The organism is Streptomyces sp. NPDC101191 (assembly GCF_044767915.1).
GTDB lineage: Bacteria > Actinomycetota > Actinomycetes > Streptomycetales > Streptomycetaceae > Streptomyces.
On the sequence record NZ_JBIWOU010000008.1, the window covers coordinates 75,894 to 91,257 of the forward strand.

The following is a 15,364-nucleotide window of genomic DNA, read 5'->3' on the forward strand; positions in this document are numbered from 1 at the left end:
GGACCTTCGCGTGCTGTTCGAGGTATGGGCGCCGCACGCCCGTGACCGGGTGACGCTGGAGCTGAACGGCGTCCGGCATCCGATGGATCGGGACGCCGAGCGGCCCGGCTGGTGGACGGGCGTCGTCCCCGCCACCGACGGCGACCGTTACGGCTTCGCCCTCGACGACGGGCCGCTGCTGCCCGACCCGCGCTCGCGGCGCCTCCCGGACGGCCCGGACGGCCTCACCGCCGTCCTCGACCACGACACGTACGCCTGGCGCCACGACACCCCGCGGCTGCGCCTGCGCAGCGGCGTCCTGTACGAGCTGCACGTGGGCACCTTCACCCCCGAGGGCACCCTCGACGCGGCGGCGGAGCGGCTCGGGGAGCTCGCCGGGCTCGGCATCACCCATGTGGAGCTGATGCCGCTGTGCCCGTTCCCGGGGGTCAACGGCTGGGGCTACGACGGGGTCGCCCCCTGGGCGGTGCACGAGCCGTACGGGGGGCCCGAGGCGCTCAAGCGCTTCGTGGACACGGCCCACGGGCTCGGCCTCGGCGTGGTCCTGGACGTGGTGCACAACCACCTCGGCCCGGACGGGAACCATCTGCCCTCCTTCGGCCCGTACTTCACCGAGACCCACCACACGCCCTGGGGCGCGGCGGTGAACCTGGACGCGCCCGGCTCGGACGAGGTCCGGGCGTACTTCCTGGGCAGCGCGCTCGCCTGGCTGCGGGACTACCGGATCGACGGGCTGCGGCTGGACGCGGTGCACGCACTCGCCGACACCCGGGCGCTGACCTTCCTGGAGGAGCTGTCGGCGGCCGTCGACGCGCTGGCCAGGGAGCAGGGCCGGCAGCACTTCCTGATCGCCGAGTCCGACCTCGGCGACCCGCGCACGACCACCCCGCGCGCGGTCGGCGGGCTCGGCGTCCACGCCCAGTGGAACGACGACTTCCATCACGCCCTGCACACCGCCCTCACCGGCGAGTCCCAGGGTTACTACGCGGACTTCGCGCACGCCCCGATGGCCGCCCTCGCCAAGACCCTCACCCGGGTCTTCTTCCACGACGGCACCTGGTCCGGCTTCCGCGGCCGGCGCCACGGGCGCCCGGTGGACCGCGAGCGCACCCCCGCGCACCGCTTCCTCGGCTACGCCCAGACCCACGACCAGATCGGCAACCGGGCCACGGGTGACCGTCTTTCGGCCACCCTCTCCCCCGGTCTGCTCGCCTGCGCGGCGGCCCTGGTGCTGACCGGCCCTTCGGTGCCGATGCTGTTCATGGGCGAGGAGTGGGGGGCGCGCACGCCCTGGATGTACTTCACCGACCACACCGACCCGGAGCTCGCCGAGGCGGTACGGCGCGGCCGGCGCCGGGAGTTCGCGGCCCACGGCTGGGCCGAGGAAGATGTGCCCGACCCTCAGGAACAGGCCACCCGGGACCGCTCGGTCCTGGACCGCTCGGAGCGCGAACGCGAGCCGCACAAGCGCCTGCTGGCCTGGCACCGGGAGCTGATCGCCCTGCGCCGCACCCAGCCTGACCTCACCGACCCGGACCTGGCCGGGGTGAAGGTGGCGTACGACGAGGAGGCCCACTGGCTGGTGTTCCGGCGCGGCTACATCCGGGTCGCGGTCAACCTGGGCAAGGAGCCGGCGGACATCGCGCTGGGTTCCAACGGCCGCGACCGGGTGCTCGCCGCGTGGGAGCGGACGGAGGCACCCGGCCGGGACGGTCTGCTGCGGCTGCCCGCGGAGTCGGCGGTCGTCCTGGCGGACGGCTGAGGGACCGAGGAGCGGGGGCCGGCCCGGGTACGGCGCCCGGGCACGGCTACTCGACGATCGCCATCTCCCGCGAGGTGTTGTTGAAGCGGCGCCCGGTGCCGTCCTCGGTGAGGGTCACGATGTCCTCGATGCGGACGCCGAAGCGGCCGGGCAGGTAGACGCCCGGTTCGATGGAGAAGCACATGCCGGGGACGATCGGGCGCTCCTCGCCCTCGATCATGTACGGGGGCTCGTGGGTGGTGACGCCGATGCCGTGGCCGGTGCGGTGGATGAAGTACTCGCCGTAGCCCGCATCGGTGATGACCTTGCGGGCCGCCCGGTCCACGTCCTGGCACGCGGCCCCGGAGCGTACCGCCTCGAAGCCGGCCTGCTGCGCCTCCCGGACGAGCTCGTGGACGCTGCGCTCCTCGTCGGTCGGCTCGCCCACGTGCACCGTGCGCGTGGTGTCGGAGCCGTAGCCGTGCTTGAGGCCTCCGAAGTCGAGGACGACCATGTCGCCGTGCTCGATGACCCGGTCGCCTGCCTCGTGGTGCGGGTTGGCGCCGTTGGGGCCGGAGCCGACGACGGTGAAGTCGACCTGGGAGTGGCCGAAGCCCATGAGCAGCGTGGCGAGGTCGGCGGCCACCTCGGTCTCCTTGCGGCCGGCGAAGCGGACCTTCACGATCTCGCCGTACGCCCGGTCGGCGGCGGCGCCCGCGGCCTCGATCCGGGCGAGTTCGTGCGCGTCCTTGACGGCGCGGAGCATCGGCAGGGCCTCGGTGAGCGAGACGTAGGAGGTGCTCGGCAGCGCCTGCTGGAGTCCGAGCAGGTGCATGGCCCAGGCGTTGTCGCTGACGCCGAAGCGGCCCGCGGCGTCGAGCAGCGGGGCCGCGACCGCGTACGGGTCCTTGCCGTCGGTCCAGTCGCGCAGGGTGAGCGCGGCGGCGCCCGCGGCCTTCTCGGCGTCCGGGGCCTCCAGCGTGGGCACGACGAGGACCGGCTCCCGTCCGGGGGTGACGACGAGGACGGTGAGCCGCTCGGTGATCGCGGTGGGCTGGTAGCCGGTGAGATAGACCAGGTCGGGGCCGGGGGCGACGAGGACGCCGGCGAGGCCCGCCGCGGCGGCGGAGTCGGCGGCGCGGGCCATCCGGGCCCGGTAGTCGTCGGCGGTGAAGGGGGCGGGGGCGGTGCTCTCGGACATGTGGGGTCTCCTCCTCGACGTACGCCATCCTGCCCGTGGGCCGTCGGGGGCGCGACCTGGAAAATGGGGTCCAGGAGTGCCCTCGTGGTCGGCCCGTGGTGACCCCTTCGGGGCGCGGTTCGGCTGCCTCGGCCGTACCGGCTCAGGAACCCGGCGCACGGGGCCGAGCCCGAGGGCCCTCGCTCACGGATCCCGCGACGGAGACGCCGGCGCCTCGGAAACGGGAGCGGCCCGTCCTGGCCCGGGAGTCCGGGAGTCCGGGAGTCCGGGAGTCCGGGAGTCCGGGAGTCCGGGAGTCCGGGAGTCCGGGAGTCTGGGAGAGGGTGTCAACATCTCCCCCGCAGCGTGCCTGCGTGCATGGCTTCGTTTCAGGGGCTTGGTTGCTCCTCATGTGGAATCGCCTCGCTCTCCGACTGGCTGTTCTCCTCTTCGCCCTCACGCCGACTCTTGCCGCGGCGCCGGCCGACACCGTGGCCCAGCAGACATGCGCGGCGGCGGACGGGCACCGGCTGGCGGGGTCGCTGGATCGAGCCAAGAAGCTGTACGAGTCGGTGAAAGCAGGCGACGGGAACCAGCGTTGCGCAGCGGACGGTCTCCGCCTCGTGGCCAAGGCACGCCAGGACGCGGCGGAGCTCGTCACCGCCGGGCAGTTGCTGATCCGGTCCGGGGACCTCGAGGGAGCCGAGGACAGATTCCGCCGCGCACTCCGCCTCGATGCGGCCAGCACCGCCGCGGGCGCCGGTATCGGCCGCGTCCTTGAGCTGCGGAGCCGGCCTCTGCCGACCGCGGTGTCGAACGGGGACCGCTTCTACCGGGACTGGGCCCTTCCTCTCGGAGGACTGGCCGTGTTCGCGGCCGTCGGGATGCTGGTGCTCTTCGCCCTCTCGGGACTGTGTTCGCGGTGGCTGGTGAAGGTGGACGCGGTTGCCTGGACGAAGTGGCCCCGGCGGATCGCCAAGGCGCTCGGCGGATTCCTGCTGTTCGCCGCCGCGGTCATGACGCCTCTGTTCGCGATGTTCAACCCCTTCACACCGACCTGGACGCAATGCCGGGTCGGTGTGCTGGTCCTCCTCGTGGTCGGCGCGGGCGCGGCCTTCCTGGCGTTCTGGGGCGCGGACTGGAAGGCGTTCCCCCACTGGCGCGCGTTGCTCGTCTCCCTCGGGGTGGTGACGGTGGCCCTGGGGGCCGTGGCCCTGCTCGCTTCCGGCCTCAGCCATGACGTCCGGCTGATGGGCGTGCACGTCGGTCTCGCGGTCATCGGTGTGCTGGTGACGGCGGCGGCGTTCGGGCAGAACCTGCGTCTCCAGGTCGAGGTGCAGGAGTCGGACGGCTCCGTGAACGCGGCCTCCTCCGACTATCTGCTCGCCAGGATGAAAAGTCTCGGCACCGAGGACCCGGCAGCGCTGCACAAGGCGACGTCCACTCCGGGGAACGCGCCGCTGAGCCAGATCCCCGTGGAGGAAATGAGCGTCCTGCCCGCGGGCAAGGTGGTGGGAGCGCTGTCCCGTCTGTTCTTCGCCCTCAGACCCGACCTCACCTGGCGGGCCAGGGTCACCCTGGTGGACGACAACCGGGTGGCGACCGCCTTGACCCGCAACGGGCAGCACGCGGCGAGCCAGGTGTTCAGCCGACCGGACCTGAGACTGCCCGCGGAGAGCGACACGGACCGCGCCAAGGCGCAGATGCTCACCGGAGCCGCCGCCTTCATCCTCGTACAGCTGAGCACGGTGTACCACGAGCTTCAGGACGGCCTGTACGGTGCGCGCCACTGGAGGAGCGTCGCTCTGCAGGTGATCGCGAGGAGCAGATCCCTGCTCGCCGACGACTCCACCCGTACCGCCACGCGGGTGCGGCTCCTCGCCAAAGCCGTCGACGAGGATCAGAACAACGAGATGGCCCGGTTCGCGTACCTGTGGGCGGAATACGAGCACAGGCCTTACTCCGAGACGGACTTCGGCGCGTTCGCCCGGATCATCGACCAGCAGTACAAGGCCTCCACCGTCTCCGGCGTCACCGACGAGCAGGAAGGATGGATGCCGCTGAAGCTCAGTGTCCTCTACAGCAGTGCGACGCAATGGCTCAACTCCTATGTCGAGGGCGACGGCACCGCGGAAGAGCGCGCAGAAATGCTGCGCAACTCGTACGCGTCCGCCGCGGAGCTCGACCGCTTGTGCGACGCCCAGCGAGTCCCCTGGAAGGGGAAGGAGTTGCGACGCCAGCAGGCACTGATGCATCCGCACGCCCGCAACCTCGTCAACTGTCACGAGGCGCTCTCCCCCGGCCCCACCTCCCTCGGCACCGAGCAGGAACACAGCCATGACGGCCCGCCCGCCCCGCCACGGCTTGCCTACGACCACGCCTGCCTGCACATGCTCGTCGCGCGACGCTCCGACAGGACGGAACAGGATCGCCGTCGGCAGCGGGACTACGCGATCGAGGACCTGGCGCGCGCCCTCGTGACCGAGTCGGACAGACAGGACGCGAAGGGCGACCCCTGCTTCGTGGAGCTGCAGACCGACCCACGCTTCCGGAAACTGGTGAGGGCGGGACTCACCCCGTCGGCCGGCTCGCCCGGGAAGGCGGTGGCCGGCCGAGCCGCTCCGGCCCACAAGGCGTTCCGGATTTGGCGTCCGAAGCGGGTGCGCGGGCCGGCCCGGGAGCCGTAGCGCTCGGGCCCGTCAGCCCCGGTGCGGTCCGGGGCGGATGCGGTCCCACGGGTCGCCCGGCGGCCGTCGGGGGCGCGACCCGTCAGTCGGGGCTGTCGGGGCGCCGCACGATGAGGCGTTCCAGGAGGTCCTGGAAGTCGTCGCCGACGACGATCCGCAGCTGCCCGTCCTCCTCGCCGTGCTCGCTGAGCTGGGTGAGCGTGCCGGCCCGCCACCAGAAGACGTACGGGCTGATGGCACCGGGCGTGTCCTCGTAGCCGGAGGCGGCGAAGGAGGCCATCGCGCCGAGCGCGGGCACGATGGTCGTGTCCCGGATCGGGTGGAAGGCCAGCTGGTGCCGGAAGGGCATGGCGACGAGGGCGCCGTCCTCGCCGAGCGGCCGGCCGGTGACGCGCCGGACGACGGCGTCGAGGTCGAGGACGCGGCTCGCGGTGTAGAAGGAGTCGCCGAGGATGACCTCGAAGCGCATGCCGTCGGAGTCCTTGACGGTCTCGTGGCCCTCGACGGGCAGGTCACGCAGGTTGTGCAGGGCGCGCTCGCGCAGCCGGGCCGGGTCGCCGAGCCGTTCCAGGGCCTCGTCGGTGAGCGTCATCACGCTCTCCGGCAGGTCGAGGGCGAGGACCTCGTAGAGCCCGGGGGCGACGGTCCTCGCATAGCCGAAGGCGCCGGGGTCGATGCCCTCGCCGCTGACCACCCGCGGGTAGAGCTGACGGCGGATCTGCTCGGGCGGCAGGGTGTCGAGGGCGGACGGGCCGTCGAGGGCGCGGACCACGAGCCGCACGTGGCGGGAGATCAGCTGGGGCCAGATGCGGGTGCCGCGCGGGTCCTGGTGGCAGACGGCGGCCAGATTGCCGAGGCCGAAGCGGCGGCCGGCGTCGTCGGTCACGGAGTCGGCGTAGACCGTGACTTCGAGGCCCATCTCCGCGAACGCCGTGCGGACCCGGCCGCGGAAGAGGGCGGCCTCGCGCTCGGAGAAGTACGTGAACTCCGGGTCCCGAGGCACGTCCTCGACGTCCCGCCTGGGCCCTCGCCGGAACCACCCCACGCCGTCCCGCCTTTCGTCGCCGTTCCCGCCGTCTACCCCGCCGTGGGCCAGATTAGCGACCGGCCGTCGGGCGGGTGGCGAGACGGCGGGCCAACTCGGCCGCCGGACCGTCCGGTTCACGACCGGTGTGGAGGAGTTCGGTGCGGTGCACGAGCCGGGGCGCGGCCAGCGGGACGGGGACCGCGCCGGGGACCCCCGCGACGGCGAAGGCCGGCAGCAGGGCGAGGCCGTGACCCGCGGCCGCCAGGGTGGCGAGGGTGCGGGCGTCGGTGCCGTCGTAGCGCAGGGCGGTACGGAAGCCGTGTCCGGCCGGGCCGCCGTGGACGGCGCGCAGCCGGTCGAGCGGGAGCCCGGCCCCGGGGGCGTCGAGCCAGCGGGCGTCGACGAGGTCGGCGAGATCGAGCCCGGTGCGCCCGGCGAGCGGATGGCCGGCGGGCAGCACGACGGCGAGGGGCTCCTCGGCGACCCGCCGGGCGGTGAGCGGGGCGACGTCGGGCAGCCGCAGCGGGTCGCTGGACGCGGTGAGGCCGTCCACGAGTCCGAGGTCGGCCTCGCCGACGGCGACGGCCGCGGGGATCTCGTCGCGGGGCAGGGTGCGCAGCGTGACGCCGGTGGCGGGCAGCGCGGCGAGGACGTCCGGGTGGAGGGCCAGCGGGGCGGCGGCGAGGGTGAGCGTCTCCCGGGGCGCGGCGGCGAAGCGGGCGAGGTCGGCGCGGGCCGCGTCCAGCCGCAGCAGCAGCGATCCGGCGTGTTCGAGGAGGCGCTCTCCGGCCGCGGTGGGGGCGACGGGCCTGCGGGTGAGCAGCGGCAGGCCGAGGTCGGCCTCCAGGGCGGCGACGTGCTGGGAGACGGCGGACTGGGTGTAGCCGAGGTCGCGGGCCGCCTCCGAGAAGGAGGCGTGCCGGGCGACGGCGACGTACGTGCGGAGCAGGTGCGGGTCCACCGGCTCAGGACCCCTGGGGCGTCTTCAGGAGGTCCTTGGCGTAGTGGGCGAGGGAGCGGTTGTAGCGGGGCAGCAGCGGGGAGAGGGCGCCGAGCGTGAGCGACAGGGCCTCCCGGTCGCGGCCGGTGTCGGCGAGGGCGAGGGCGAGGAAGGCGTCGACGGCGGGGGCGAGGGCGGTCTCGTCGGCGTCGAGCCGCTCGGCGGGGATCGCCCGCTCCTCGGTGAGGAGTTCGACGCTCCGGTCCGGGCGGCCGAGGTTGCGCAGGCTGCTGGCGAGCTGGATGACGGCGCGGCGGCGGCGCAGTCCGGTGAGGCCGCCGTCGAGGGCCCGTCGGTAGAGGCGCACGGCCTGCTCGGGCTCGCCGGTGGAGTCGTGGGCGGCGCCCTGCTCGAAGAGACCGACGGGGTCGTCGGCGGGCCGCTCGGCGGCGAGTTCGGCGATGCGGGCGCGGAACGCGGCGGGGTCCTCGTCGCTGTCGAGTCCGTCCCACGCGGCGGCGAGCCGCCGCTCCCAGTCGGGGGTCTCACTGGTGGTCATGGTGGCAGCCTATCGAGAGCGGGATAAGCGTTCGTGATGGTGAGTCCAGGAATCATCGTTGGACGTGAACGGGCGGGCCCGCGAAGGATGGACGCCATGAACACGCACCCCGATTCCCGTACGCCGGCGCCCGGTACGACGGCCCGTGCCGCCTCGCGCCTCCCTCGGATCGCCCTGGTCGGCGACCGCTCTCCGCACGTCAAGTCCCATGTCCGGATCCCGATGCTGCTCGACGCGCTGGCCGAGAGCGACGGGCTCGTCCTCGACGCGTACTGGATCCCCAGCGGTGACGCCGAGCAGCCGGGCGCGGTCGAGGGCTTCGACGCCGTGTGGCTCATCCCGGGCAGCCCGTACGCGAGCGAGGCGGGCGCGCTGGCCGCGGTCCGCACGGCCCGCGAGGGCGGGATCCCGTTCCTCGGGACCTGCGCGGGCTTCCAGCACGCGATGATCGAGTACGCGCGGGACGTCTGCGGCCTGACCCGCGCCGCGCACGCCGAGAACGATCCCACGGCCGACCCCGGCGACCTGCTGATCGCCCCGCTCGCCTGCTCGCTCGTCGGCCACGAGGGTGCGGTGCGCGTGACGCCCGGCTCGCTCGCGGAGGCGGTTCTGGGCGCCGAGCGGACGACCGAGCGCTACCACTGCAACTACGGTCCCGACAGCCGTCATCTGGACACGCTGCGGGCGCACGGGATGCGGTTCACGGGCGAGGACGAGGACGGCCGGATCCGCATCCTGGAGCTGCCCGGCCATCCCTTCTTCATGGCCACCCTCTTCCAGCCGGAACTGGCGGGCGACGGCAGCCGCCCGCACCCGGTCGTCCGGGCCCTCGCGCGGGCGGCGACCGGGAGGGCCGCACTCGCGCCGGCGGCGCTCACCCCGGCGTGACCCCTCGGGCCGGCGGGCGGAAGTCCACGTCGGCCGCGGCCAGGACGCGGATGCTGCGCCCGGGGAAGTCCAGGTGACGGAAGATCTCGTTGTGGTGGGCGACGGACGCGTCGGGCGCGGCGTAGGGGCCGTCCGCCTCCTCCCGTACGGAGGTGGTGTGGCCGTCGGCGACGAGCACGAGGTCGTAGCGGCGGCTGAGGGCCTGGCGGGCGGTGGTGTCGACACAGATCTCGGTGGCGAAGCCGGTGACGAGGAGCTCGGTGGTGCCGAGCGCGTCGAGGGTCGCGGCCAGCTCGGTGTCGAGGAAGCTGTCGGCGCTCGTCTTCGCGACGACCGGATCGGCTCCCTCCGGGGCGAGTTCGGGCACGATCCGCCAGCCGTCGGTGCCGGGTTCGAGGCCGCCGCCGTGGTGCTGGACGGTGATGACGGGGATCCCGGCGGCGCGGGCACGGGCGCTAAGCCCGGCGATCACGGAGACGGTCTCGGCGGAGCGGTGGGCGATCGCGGCGAGGGCGTTCTGCATGTCGATGACGAGGAGCGCCGGGGCGTGGGTCATGCGCGCATGCTAGGGGGTGTCCCGTCGATCGGGCCGGGTCAGGGGCGGTGGCCCCCGCGAGCCCGGCCTGATCGCCAGAACACCCCCCAGGGCAGACCCCGGAGCCCTTCAGCTCATCCGTACGACGAGATGGGCCCGGTCCCGACTCCGCGCCACCAGGCGGGCGTTGGCCTCGTCGGACTCGGCGACCCAGCGGGCGGCGCGCGCCGGGTCCTTGCCGAAGCGCACGTGCCGGGCGACGAGCCTCGGGACGCGCCGCCGGTCGTCGAGGTCCAGGTACCAGGCCTCGTCGAGCAGGGGGAGCACGCCCGCCCAGTGCCCTTCCTCGTGCAGCAGGTAGTTCCCCTCGGTGATGACGAGCGGCACCTCTGGCGGTACGGGTATCGCCCCGGCGACGGGCTCCTCCAGGGCGCGGTCGAAGGCGGGCGCGTAGACGGTGACGCCCGGCTCGGCGGCACGGAGCCGGACGAGGAGGGCGGTGTAGCCGGCGGCGTCGAAGGTGTCGGGGGCGCCCTTGCGCCCGGCGCGGCCGAGCCGCTCCAGCTCGGCCTGGGCCAGATGGAAGCCGTCCATCGGGACGAGCGCGGCGAGCCCGTCGAGGCGGGCGGTGAGGCGGGCGGCCAGCGTGGACTTCCCGGCCCCGGGCGGCCCGGCGATCCCGAGCACCCGCCGCTGCCCTCCGGCGACGAGCGCACGGGCCCGCTCGGCGAGGAGACCCAGTTCCCGCGTGTCCATGGGGGGCATTCTCCCACTCGTACGTGTGCACGACAGGGGCGCGGCCCACGTCGGCGGGGGCGGGACACGGGCGCGTGGGCCCGGGCCGGCCGGCGAAGGGTACGGACCCACCGGGCCGATTCGGACGGTCGGAACAGGGGCGCGCGCCTACGGCGAGCCGGCCCGTGCGACCCCGGCGCGTACGCGGCGTCGACCCGTCCAGGACACCGGCACTCACGCGGCGCCGACCCGCCCAGGACACCAGCACTCACGCGGCGCCGACCCGCCCAGGACACCGGCACTCACGCGGCGCCGACCCGCCCAGGACACCAGCACTCATGCGGCGTCGGCCCGTCCAGGACACCGGCGCGCACGGCGGGTCGGCCGGCACGGAACACGGGCACGTGGGCGGGCCCGCCGTGACATCGTGGGTGTCATGAGCATCGAAGTCCGCCCGGCCTCGGTCTACGAGGACGTCCGCGCCGTGATCGGTCCGAAGTCGCCGACGGCCAACGTCTGCTTCTGTCTGAGCTACCGGATCGGATCCCGGCTCAACACGTCGCTCGTCGGCCCGGCCCGCGGCGAGTACGTCGCCGGACTGTGCCGCGCGGACCCCCCGCCGGGAGTGCTCGCCTACGACGGCGACGAGCCGGTCGGCTGGGCCGCCGTGGCGCCGCGCGCGGAGACGTCCTTCGCCCACAGCCGCAAGATCCCGCACGTCGACGACCTGCCGGTCTGGTCCCTGTGGTGCGTCCGGGTCCGCCCCGGCCACCGCAAGCAGGGCGTCTCGCACGCCCTGATCGCGGGCGCGGTCGCCTTCGCCCGCGAGCACGGCGCCCCGGCCGTCGAGGCCTACCCCCTGGACAACGGGGACGCGAGGGTCGACCTGACGATGGCGTACGCGGGCCTCCGCAAGAACTTCGCACGCGCGGGCTTCGTGCACGCGGCGGACACGACGTCGGTACTGGCGGGGCATCCACGGATCCTGATGCGGCTGGACCTGCGCTGAGGGTCGGACCGGCACCGGCAGGCGGGCACGCGCCCGGCAGGCCCCAGCAGACCCCGGCAGGCCCCGGCAGGCGAGCGCCCCCGCCGGCCGCGCGCCCAGGGCAGGCGCCCACCGGCGCGCACCCAAGGCAGGCCCCCATCCGCGGGCCCGACCCGCGCCGCGCCTCCGTTGGCACGGCAGCCGTCATACGTATTACCTTGGCCTCATGTCCGGCACTCCGCAGCTCCCCACCCTCGCCCTGGTCACCCTCGTCGTCGGCGACTACGACGAGGCGATCGACTTCTACACCCGCGCCCTCGGCTTCGAGCTCGCCGAGGACACCGACCGCGGCGACGGCAGCCGCTGGGTCGTGGTGCGCCCGCGCGGCGGGCAGGGCACGGGGCTGCTGCTCGCCAAGGCGAAGGGCGAGGCGCAGGCCGCGGCGGTCGGCGCCCAGACGGGCGGCCGGGTCGGCTTCTTCCTGTACACCGACGACTTCGCCCGCGACCACGCGCACATGACGGCCGAGGGCGTCCGCTTCCTGGAGGACCCGCGCCACGAGCCGTACGGCTCGGTCGCGGTCTTCGAAGACCTCTACGGCAACCGCTGGGACCTCCTCCAGCCCGCCGGCGCCTGACCCCGGACCCGCCGGTCGTCCCCTGACGGCCTGGTCCACGACCGCGAGCGCCGAGAAGGGGCCGGCCCAGGTACGGGCCGGCCCCTTCTCGGTGTGCGGGGAGCGGTGCGGGACTAGAAGCCCTTCACCACCCAGTCCTGGACGTCGGGGGTGGGGCTGCCCTGGGTCCACAGGGTCAGCCAGACGCCGTTGCCCAGCGAGTTGCCCTTCGGGGTGAGGGCCTTGCCGTAGGCGTTGACGGCGCTGCCGTCGGCCGACGGGGAGAACCGCTGGACGTCACTGGCGGGGTTGCACGTCCACAGGGTCAGCAGCGCGCCGTTGGTGTTCGCGCCGTTGGCCTCGGGGGTGATGCACTTGCCGCTCGCCTTGTGGACGATCAGGCCGTTCTCGTACTTCCACCGCTGGGCGTCCGACCCGGTGCAGGTCCACACCGTGATCGGGGTGCCGTTGGCGGTGCCGTTGCCCTGGGGCGTCGCGCAGACCGAGCCCGCCACGTGGAAGTTGGAGAGCCAGCTCCAGCCGTCGACGGGCTTGCCCGCGTCGGGCTCGATGTTGAAGACGACCCTGCGCGGTCCGCTGGCGTCCACCAGTGCCTCGTTGGCACCCCAGAGCCGCTTGGCGAGGGGGTCCCAGGACAGGCCCTGGGTCAGCTGGGGCGCCTGGGTGAGGACGTGCGGGGCCTCACCGGGCTTGGCCACGTGGATGCAGGACCAGAGGTCGGTGCCGCCCGGCCAGTACGTGGGGCAGGTGCCGCTCATGTAGTAGTTGGTGCCGTCCGTGGCCGTGCCCTGGATGCCCCACACGGGAGAGGTGTATCCCGTGGTCTCCGAGGCGACCGTGGTGGGAAGGCCGGTGCCGAGGGCGGACAGCGGCCAGCGGACGATGCGGGCGCCCGCGCCGCTCCGGTTCTCCACCGAGACCAGGGCCGGCGTCGCGCCGGAGCGGTCGACGCTCAGGCTGCTGAGGCACAGGATGTCGCTGACGGACGGACCGCAGGCGCGCGGGCTGTTGTTGGCCCAGGCGGTGGTGACGTTGTCGACGACGGCGGTGCCGACGGTGCTGTAGCGGGCGACGAGCGGCATGGCCCACAGGTGGAAGCGCGCGGAGGTCTTGCCCGACTCCAGGCTGGTGAGGGCGCTCGTGGTGTCGTTCATGCGCCACATGCGCGTGAGGTCGAAGACCTGGAGTTCCGCGCCGTTGGCGACGAACAGGCGGTTGCCGTACCAGGCGACGCCGTCCGAGTGGGAGGGGTACTGGAGCGGCTTGAAGTTGCCGGCGACCGGCTCCACGAGCGCGATGTGCCCGTACTTGACCTGGCCGCCGGCCGACTCCGCGATCGTGACCCTCGCGTAGTCCTCGACGGTCTTCGGGGTGCGGCTCTCCACGTACGTGCCGTGGTACCAGGAGGTGGCGGTGAGGGAGCGGCCCGCATACAGCCCGTCGGCGGTGGCGGCATGCGAACCCGCGAAGCCCTGCGGCATCCAGCCACCGCCGCCGTCCGCGTAGTTGGACCGGTCGTCCTCGTCGTCCCAGCAGAACCCGTCGGGCTTGAGTGCCCCGTTCAGCGCGGTGGCGTGGCACAGCCCCGGACGCCCGGTCCGGGTACCCAGGACGTCGGTGACGGACGCCTTGGCGACTCCGGCGGCCTCCGCGGAGTCGATGAGGCCCGTCTTGTCCCCGTCGACGCGAGTGAGCTTGAAGTTCGCGGCGAACGGGTCCAGGCCCGAGGCGGCCTGGGCGGGCTGGGTGGGAAGCAGGACGGAGGCGGCCACGGCCGCGCCGAGCGCGAGCTGGGCGAAGCGGCTTCTTCGTCCGAACATGAGTTTCATTCGGGCAGGCTAACCGCCACCCTTCCCTCATGATCATCTTCTTCACGAGGCCTTCACCGCAGGTCACAGAGTCGCCCCAGTTGACAGCAGGCGCGTCACGCGACCCCGCGCGGACGGCTCAGACCTCCGACAGGATCCCCTCCGCCAGCTCCCGCGCCGCGTCGGCCGGGTCCGCGCCCGGGCGGGTGGCCCCCACCGCGAGGACGCCGTCGACGAGGACGAGGAGCTGGGTGGCGGCGCGGGCCGGCCGCGGGTGGCCGAGGCGGACCAGTTCGCCCTCGAGGAGGCCGGTCACGCGCTCGCGGTACGCGCGGGTGACCGCCCGCCCCGGGTGCTCCGGGTCCGCCAGGGCGAGGTCCGCCGCGAGATACCGGCAGCCCCGGAAGTCCGGCGCCGCGATGATCCGCCCCAGCTCGTCGAACACGGCCAGCAGCCGCTTCCGCGGGTCGTCGCCCGCAGCACTCATGGTCCGCACGTACCCGGCCTCGTCCTCGTCGGCGCTGCGTCGTTCAGCACCGCCCCCACCGGCCCCGGCACCACCTCCTCGAACGGAGCCTGAAACGTGCGCAGTTACCACGTCGACAGCGGCGCGGGCATCGACGGGCTCGCGCTCCGTGAGCACCCGGCCGTCCCCTCCCCCGGCCCCGGGCAGGTCCTCGTGGCCGTGCGCGCGGCCTCGCTGAGCTATCGCGACCTGCTGGTGCTCCGCGGCACCTACGTCCTGCCCGTGAAGCCCGACGTCGTCCCGCTCGCGGACGGCGCCGGCCAGGTCGTCGCGGTGGGGCCCGGCGTCACCTCCGTACGGGTCGGGGAACGCGTGGCGGCCTCGGTGTTCCCGAGCTGGCAGGACGGCCCCTTCGACCTCCGGCACCTGCCGCAGCTCGGCGGCTCGCTGGACGGCCTGCTCACCGAGTTCGCCGTGCTCGACGCGGCCGCGCTGGTGCCGGTCCCCGAGCACCTGTCGTACGAGGAGGCCGCGACGCTCCCCGTCGCCGCCGTCACCGCCTGGAACGCCCTGACCGGCGACGGGAACGGCGGGACCGGCGGGCTGCGCCCCGGGCAGACGCTCGTCACCCTCGGCTCCGGCGGCGTGTCCCTGTTCGCCCTCCGACTGGGCAAGGCCCTCGGCGCCCGCGTGATCGCCACCACCAGCGGTCCGGCCAAGGCCGCGCGCCTCTACGAGCTCGGCGCGGACGAGGTGATCGACTACCGGGCCACGCCCGACTGGCACGAGGCCGTGCGGGAGTTGACGGCAGGTCAGGGCGCCGATCGCGTGGTCGACGTCGCGGGCTCGCTCGACGCGTCCCTGAAGGCGGTACGGGTGGCGGGCCGCGTCGCCTGCGTCGGCTTCGTCGCCGACTCCGCACCGCCCCTCGACCCGCGGGTGCTGTTCGGCTCCGGCGCCACCGTGCGTGCGCTCGCCGTCGGCAGCCGCGCGCAGTTCCTGGAGATGAACGAGGTCGTCGAGCGGGAGCGGATCCGCCCGGTCCTGGACCGCACCTTCCGGTTCGACGAGGCTCCGGAGGCCTTCCGTCACTACGCCTCCGGAGCCTCCTTCGGAAAGGTCGTGATCAGCATGACGGGCGCCGGCGACGCGTGAGCCCCCGCGCCCGCCGCA

Annotated in this window: 14 protein-coding genes; 6 read left to right on the top strand and 8 right to left on the bottom strand. The window is 73.8% G+C overall.

The window, feature by feature from the left end; all coding sequences use genetic code 11:
• Nucleotides 1–10: 10 nt before the first annotated feature.
• A complete protein-coding gene (gene treZ / locus ACIRQF_RS28725; RefSeq protein ID WP_382481421.1) occupies nucleotides 11–1,762 on the top strand; it encodes a malto-oligosyltrehalose trehalohydrolase in 1,752 nt (583 codons plus the stop codon).
• Between the two features lie 46 nt (nucleotides 1,763–1,808).
• Here treZ and ACIRQF_RS28730 read toward each other — a convergent pair whose 3' ends face one another.
• The gene (locus tag ACIRQF_RS28730) at nucleotides 1,809–2,942 is read right to left on the bottom strand and encodes a M24 family metallopeptidase (protein ID WP_404096253.1); all 1,134 of its coding nucleotides are present in this window, start codon (nucleotides 2,940–2,942) and stop codon (nucleotides 1,809–1,811) included.
• A gap of 389 nt (nucleotides 2,943–3,331) precedes the next feature.
• Here ACIRQF_RS28730 and ACIRQF_RS28735 point away from each other — a divergent pair, with 389 nt between their 5' ends.
• Nucleotides 3,332–5,608 carry a hypothetical protein gene (locus ACIRQF_RS28735; RefSeq protein WP_404096255.1) on the top strand — a complete coding sequence of 759 codons (2,277 nt, stop codon included), beginning with the start codon at nucleotides 3,332–3,334 and terminating at the stop codon, nucleotides 5,606–5,608.
• An 82-nt stretch (nucleotides 5,609–5,690) separates the two neighbouring features.
• On the opposite strand, the gene ACIRQF_RS28740 is transcribed toward ACIRQF_RS28735, so the two are convergent.
• The 3 genes from ACIRQF_RS28740 to ACIRQF_RS28750 are packed head-to-tail and all read right to left on the bottom strand — an operon-like array spanning nucleotide 5,691 to nucleotide 8,134.
• Nucleotides 5,691–6,653: a hypothetical protein gene (locus ACIRQF_RS28740; RefSeq protein ID WP_376629030.1), complete on the bottom strand. Its 963-nt coding sequence runs from the start codon at nucleotides 6,651–6,653 to the stop codon at nucleotides 5,691–5,693.
• Between the two features lie 52 nt (nucleotides 6,654–6,705).
• Nucleotides 6,706–7,596 (bottom strand): LysR family transcriptional regulator, encoded by an 891-nt coding sequence (locus tag ACIRQF_RS28745; protein ID WP_382481426.1) that lies wholly within the window; start codon nucleotides 7,594–7,596, stop codon nucleotides 6,706–6,708.
• 4 nt (nucleotides 7,597–7,600) lie between these two features.
• Nucleotides 7,601–8,134: a tetratricopeptide repeat protein gene (locus tag ACIRQF_RS28750; protein ID WP_376629026.1), complete on the bottom strand. Its 534-nt coding sequence runs from the start codon at nucleotides 8,132–8,134 to the stop codon at nucleotides 7,601–7,603.
• A 96-nt stretch (nucleotides 8,135–8,230) separates the two neighbouring features.
• Between ACIRQF_RS28750 and ACIRQF_RS28755 the strand changes: the two genes are divergently transcribed.
• Nucleotides 8,231–9,022, top strand: coding sequence for a hypothetical protein (locus ACIRQF_RS28755; RefSeq protein ID WP_404096259.1), 792 nt, complete (start codon nucleotides 8,231–8,233; stop codon nucleotides 9,020–9,022).
• Here ACIRQF_RS28755 and ACIRQF_RS28760 read toward each other — a convergent pair.
• Together ACIRQF_RS28760 and ACIRQF_RS28765 are read right to left on the bottom strand one after the other, a co-directional pair.
• Entirely contained in the window at nucleotides 9,009–9,578 is a 570-nt protein-coding gene (locus tag ACIRQF_RS28760; protein ID WP_404096261.1) for an isochorismatase family protein, read from the bottom strand. The genes ACIRQF_RS28755 and ACIRQF_RS28760 overlap by 14 nt on opposite strands.
• A 108-nt stretch (nucleotides 9,579–9,686) precedes the next feature.
• Nucleotides 9,687–10,313: a nucleoside/nucleotide kinase family protein gene (locus tag ACIRQF_RS28765; RefSeq protein WP_382481435.1), complete on the bottom strand. Its 627-nt coding sequence runs from the start codon at nucleotides 10,311–10,313 to the stop codon at nucleotides 9,687–9,689.
• A 415-nt stretch (nucleotides 10,314–10,728) separates the two neighbouring features.
• Here ACIRQF_RS28765 and ACIRQF_RS28770 point away from each other — a divergent pair, with 415 nt between their 5' ends.
• On the top strand, nucleotides 10,729–11,301 hold the full coding sequence (locus ACIRQF_RS28770) for a GNAT family N-acetyltransferase (RefSeq protein WP_382481439.1): 573 nt from the start codon (nucleotides 10,729–10,731) through the stop codon (nucleotides 11,299–11,301).
• A gap of 205 nt (nucleotides 11,302–11,506) precedes the next feature.
• Nucleotides 11,507–11,917 carry a VOC family protein gene (locus ACIRQF_RS28775; protein WP_389757092.1) on the top strand — a complete coding sequence of 137 codons (411 nt, stop codon included), beginning with the start codon at nucleotides 11,507–11,509 and terminating at the stop codon, nucleotides 11,915–11,917.
• A gap of 113 nt (nucleotides 11,918–12,030) precedes the next feature.
• On the opposite strand, the gene ACIRQF_RS28780 is transcribed toward ACIRQF_RS28775, so the two are convergent.
• A complete protein-coding gene (locus tag ACIRQF_RS28780; protein WP_404096264.1) occupies nucleotides 12,031–13,746 on the bottom strand; it encodes an RICIN domain-containing protein in 1,716 nt (571 codons plus the stop codon).
• A 118-nt stretch (nucleotides 13,747–13,864) separates the two neighbouring features.
• Nucleotides 13,865–14,212: a hypothetical protein gene (locus ACIRQF_RS28785; protein WP_404096266.1), complete on the bottom strand. Its 348-nt coding sequence runs from the start codon at nucleotides 14,210–14,212 to the stop codon at nucleotides 13,865–13,867.
• Between the two features lie 96 nt (nucleotides 14,213–14,308).
• Between ACIRQF_RS28785 and ACIRQF_RS28790 the strand changes: the two genes are divergently transcribed.
• Complete coding sequence (locus tag ACIRQF_RS28790) at nucleotides 14,309–15,346, top strand: NAD(P)-dependent alcohol dehydrogenase (protein ID WP_404096268.1); 1,038 nt, start codon at nucleotides 14,309–14,311, stop codon at nucleotides 15,344–15,346.
• Nucleotides 15,347–15,364 lie beyond the last annotated feature (18 nt).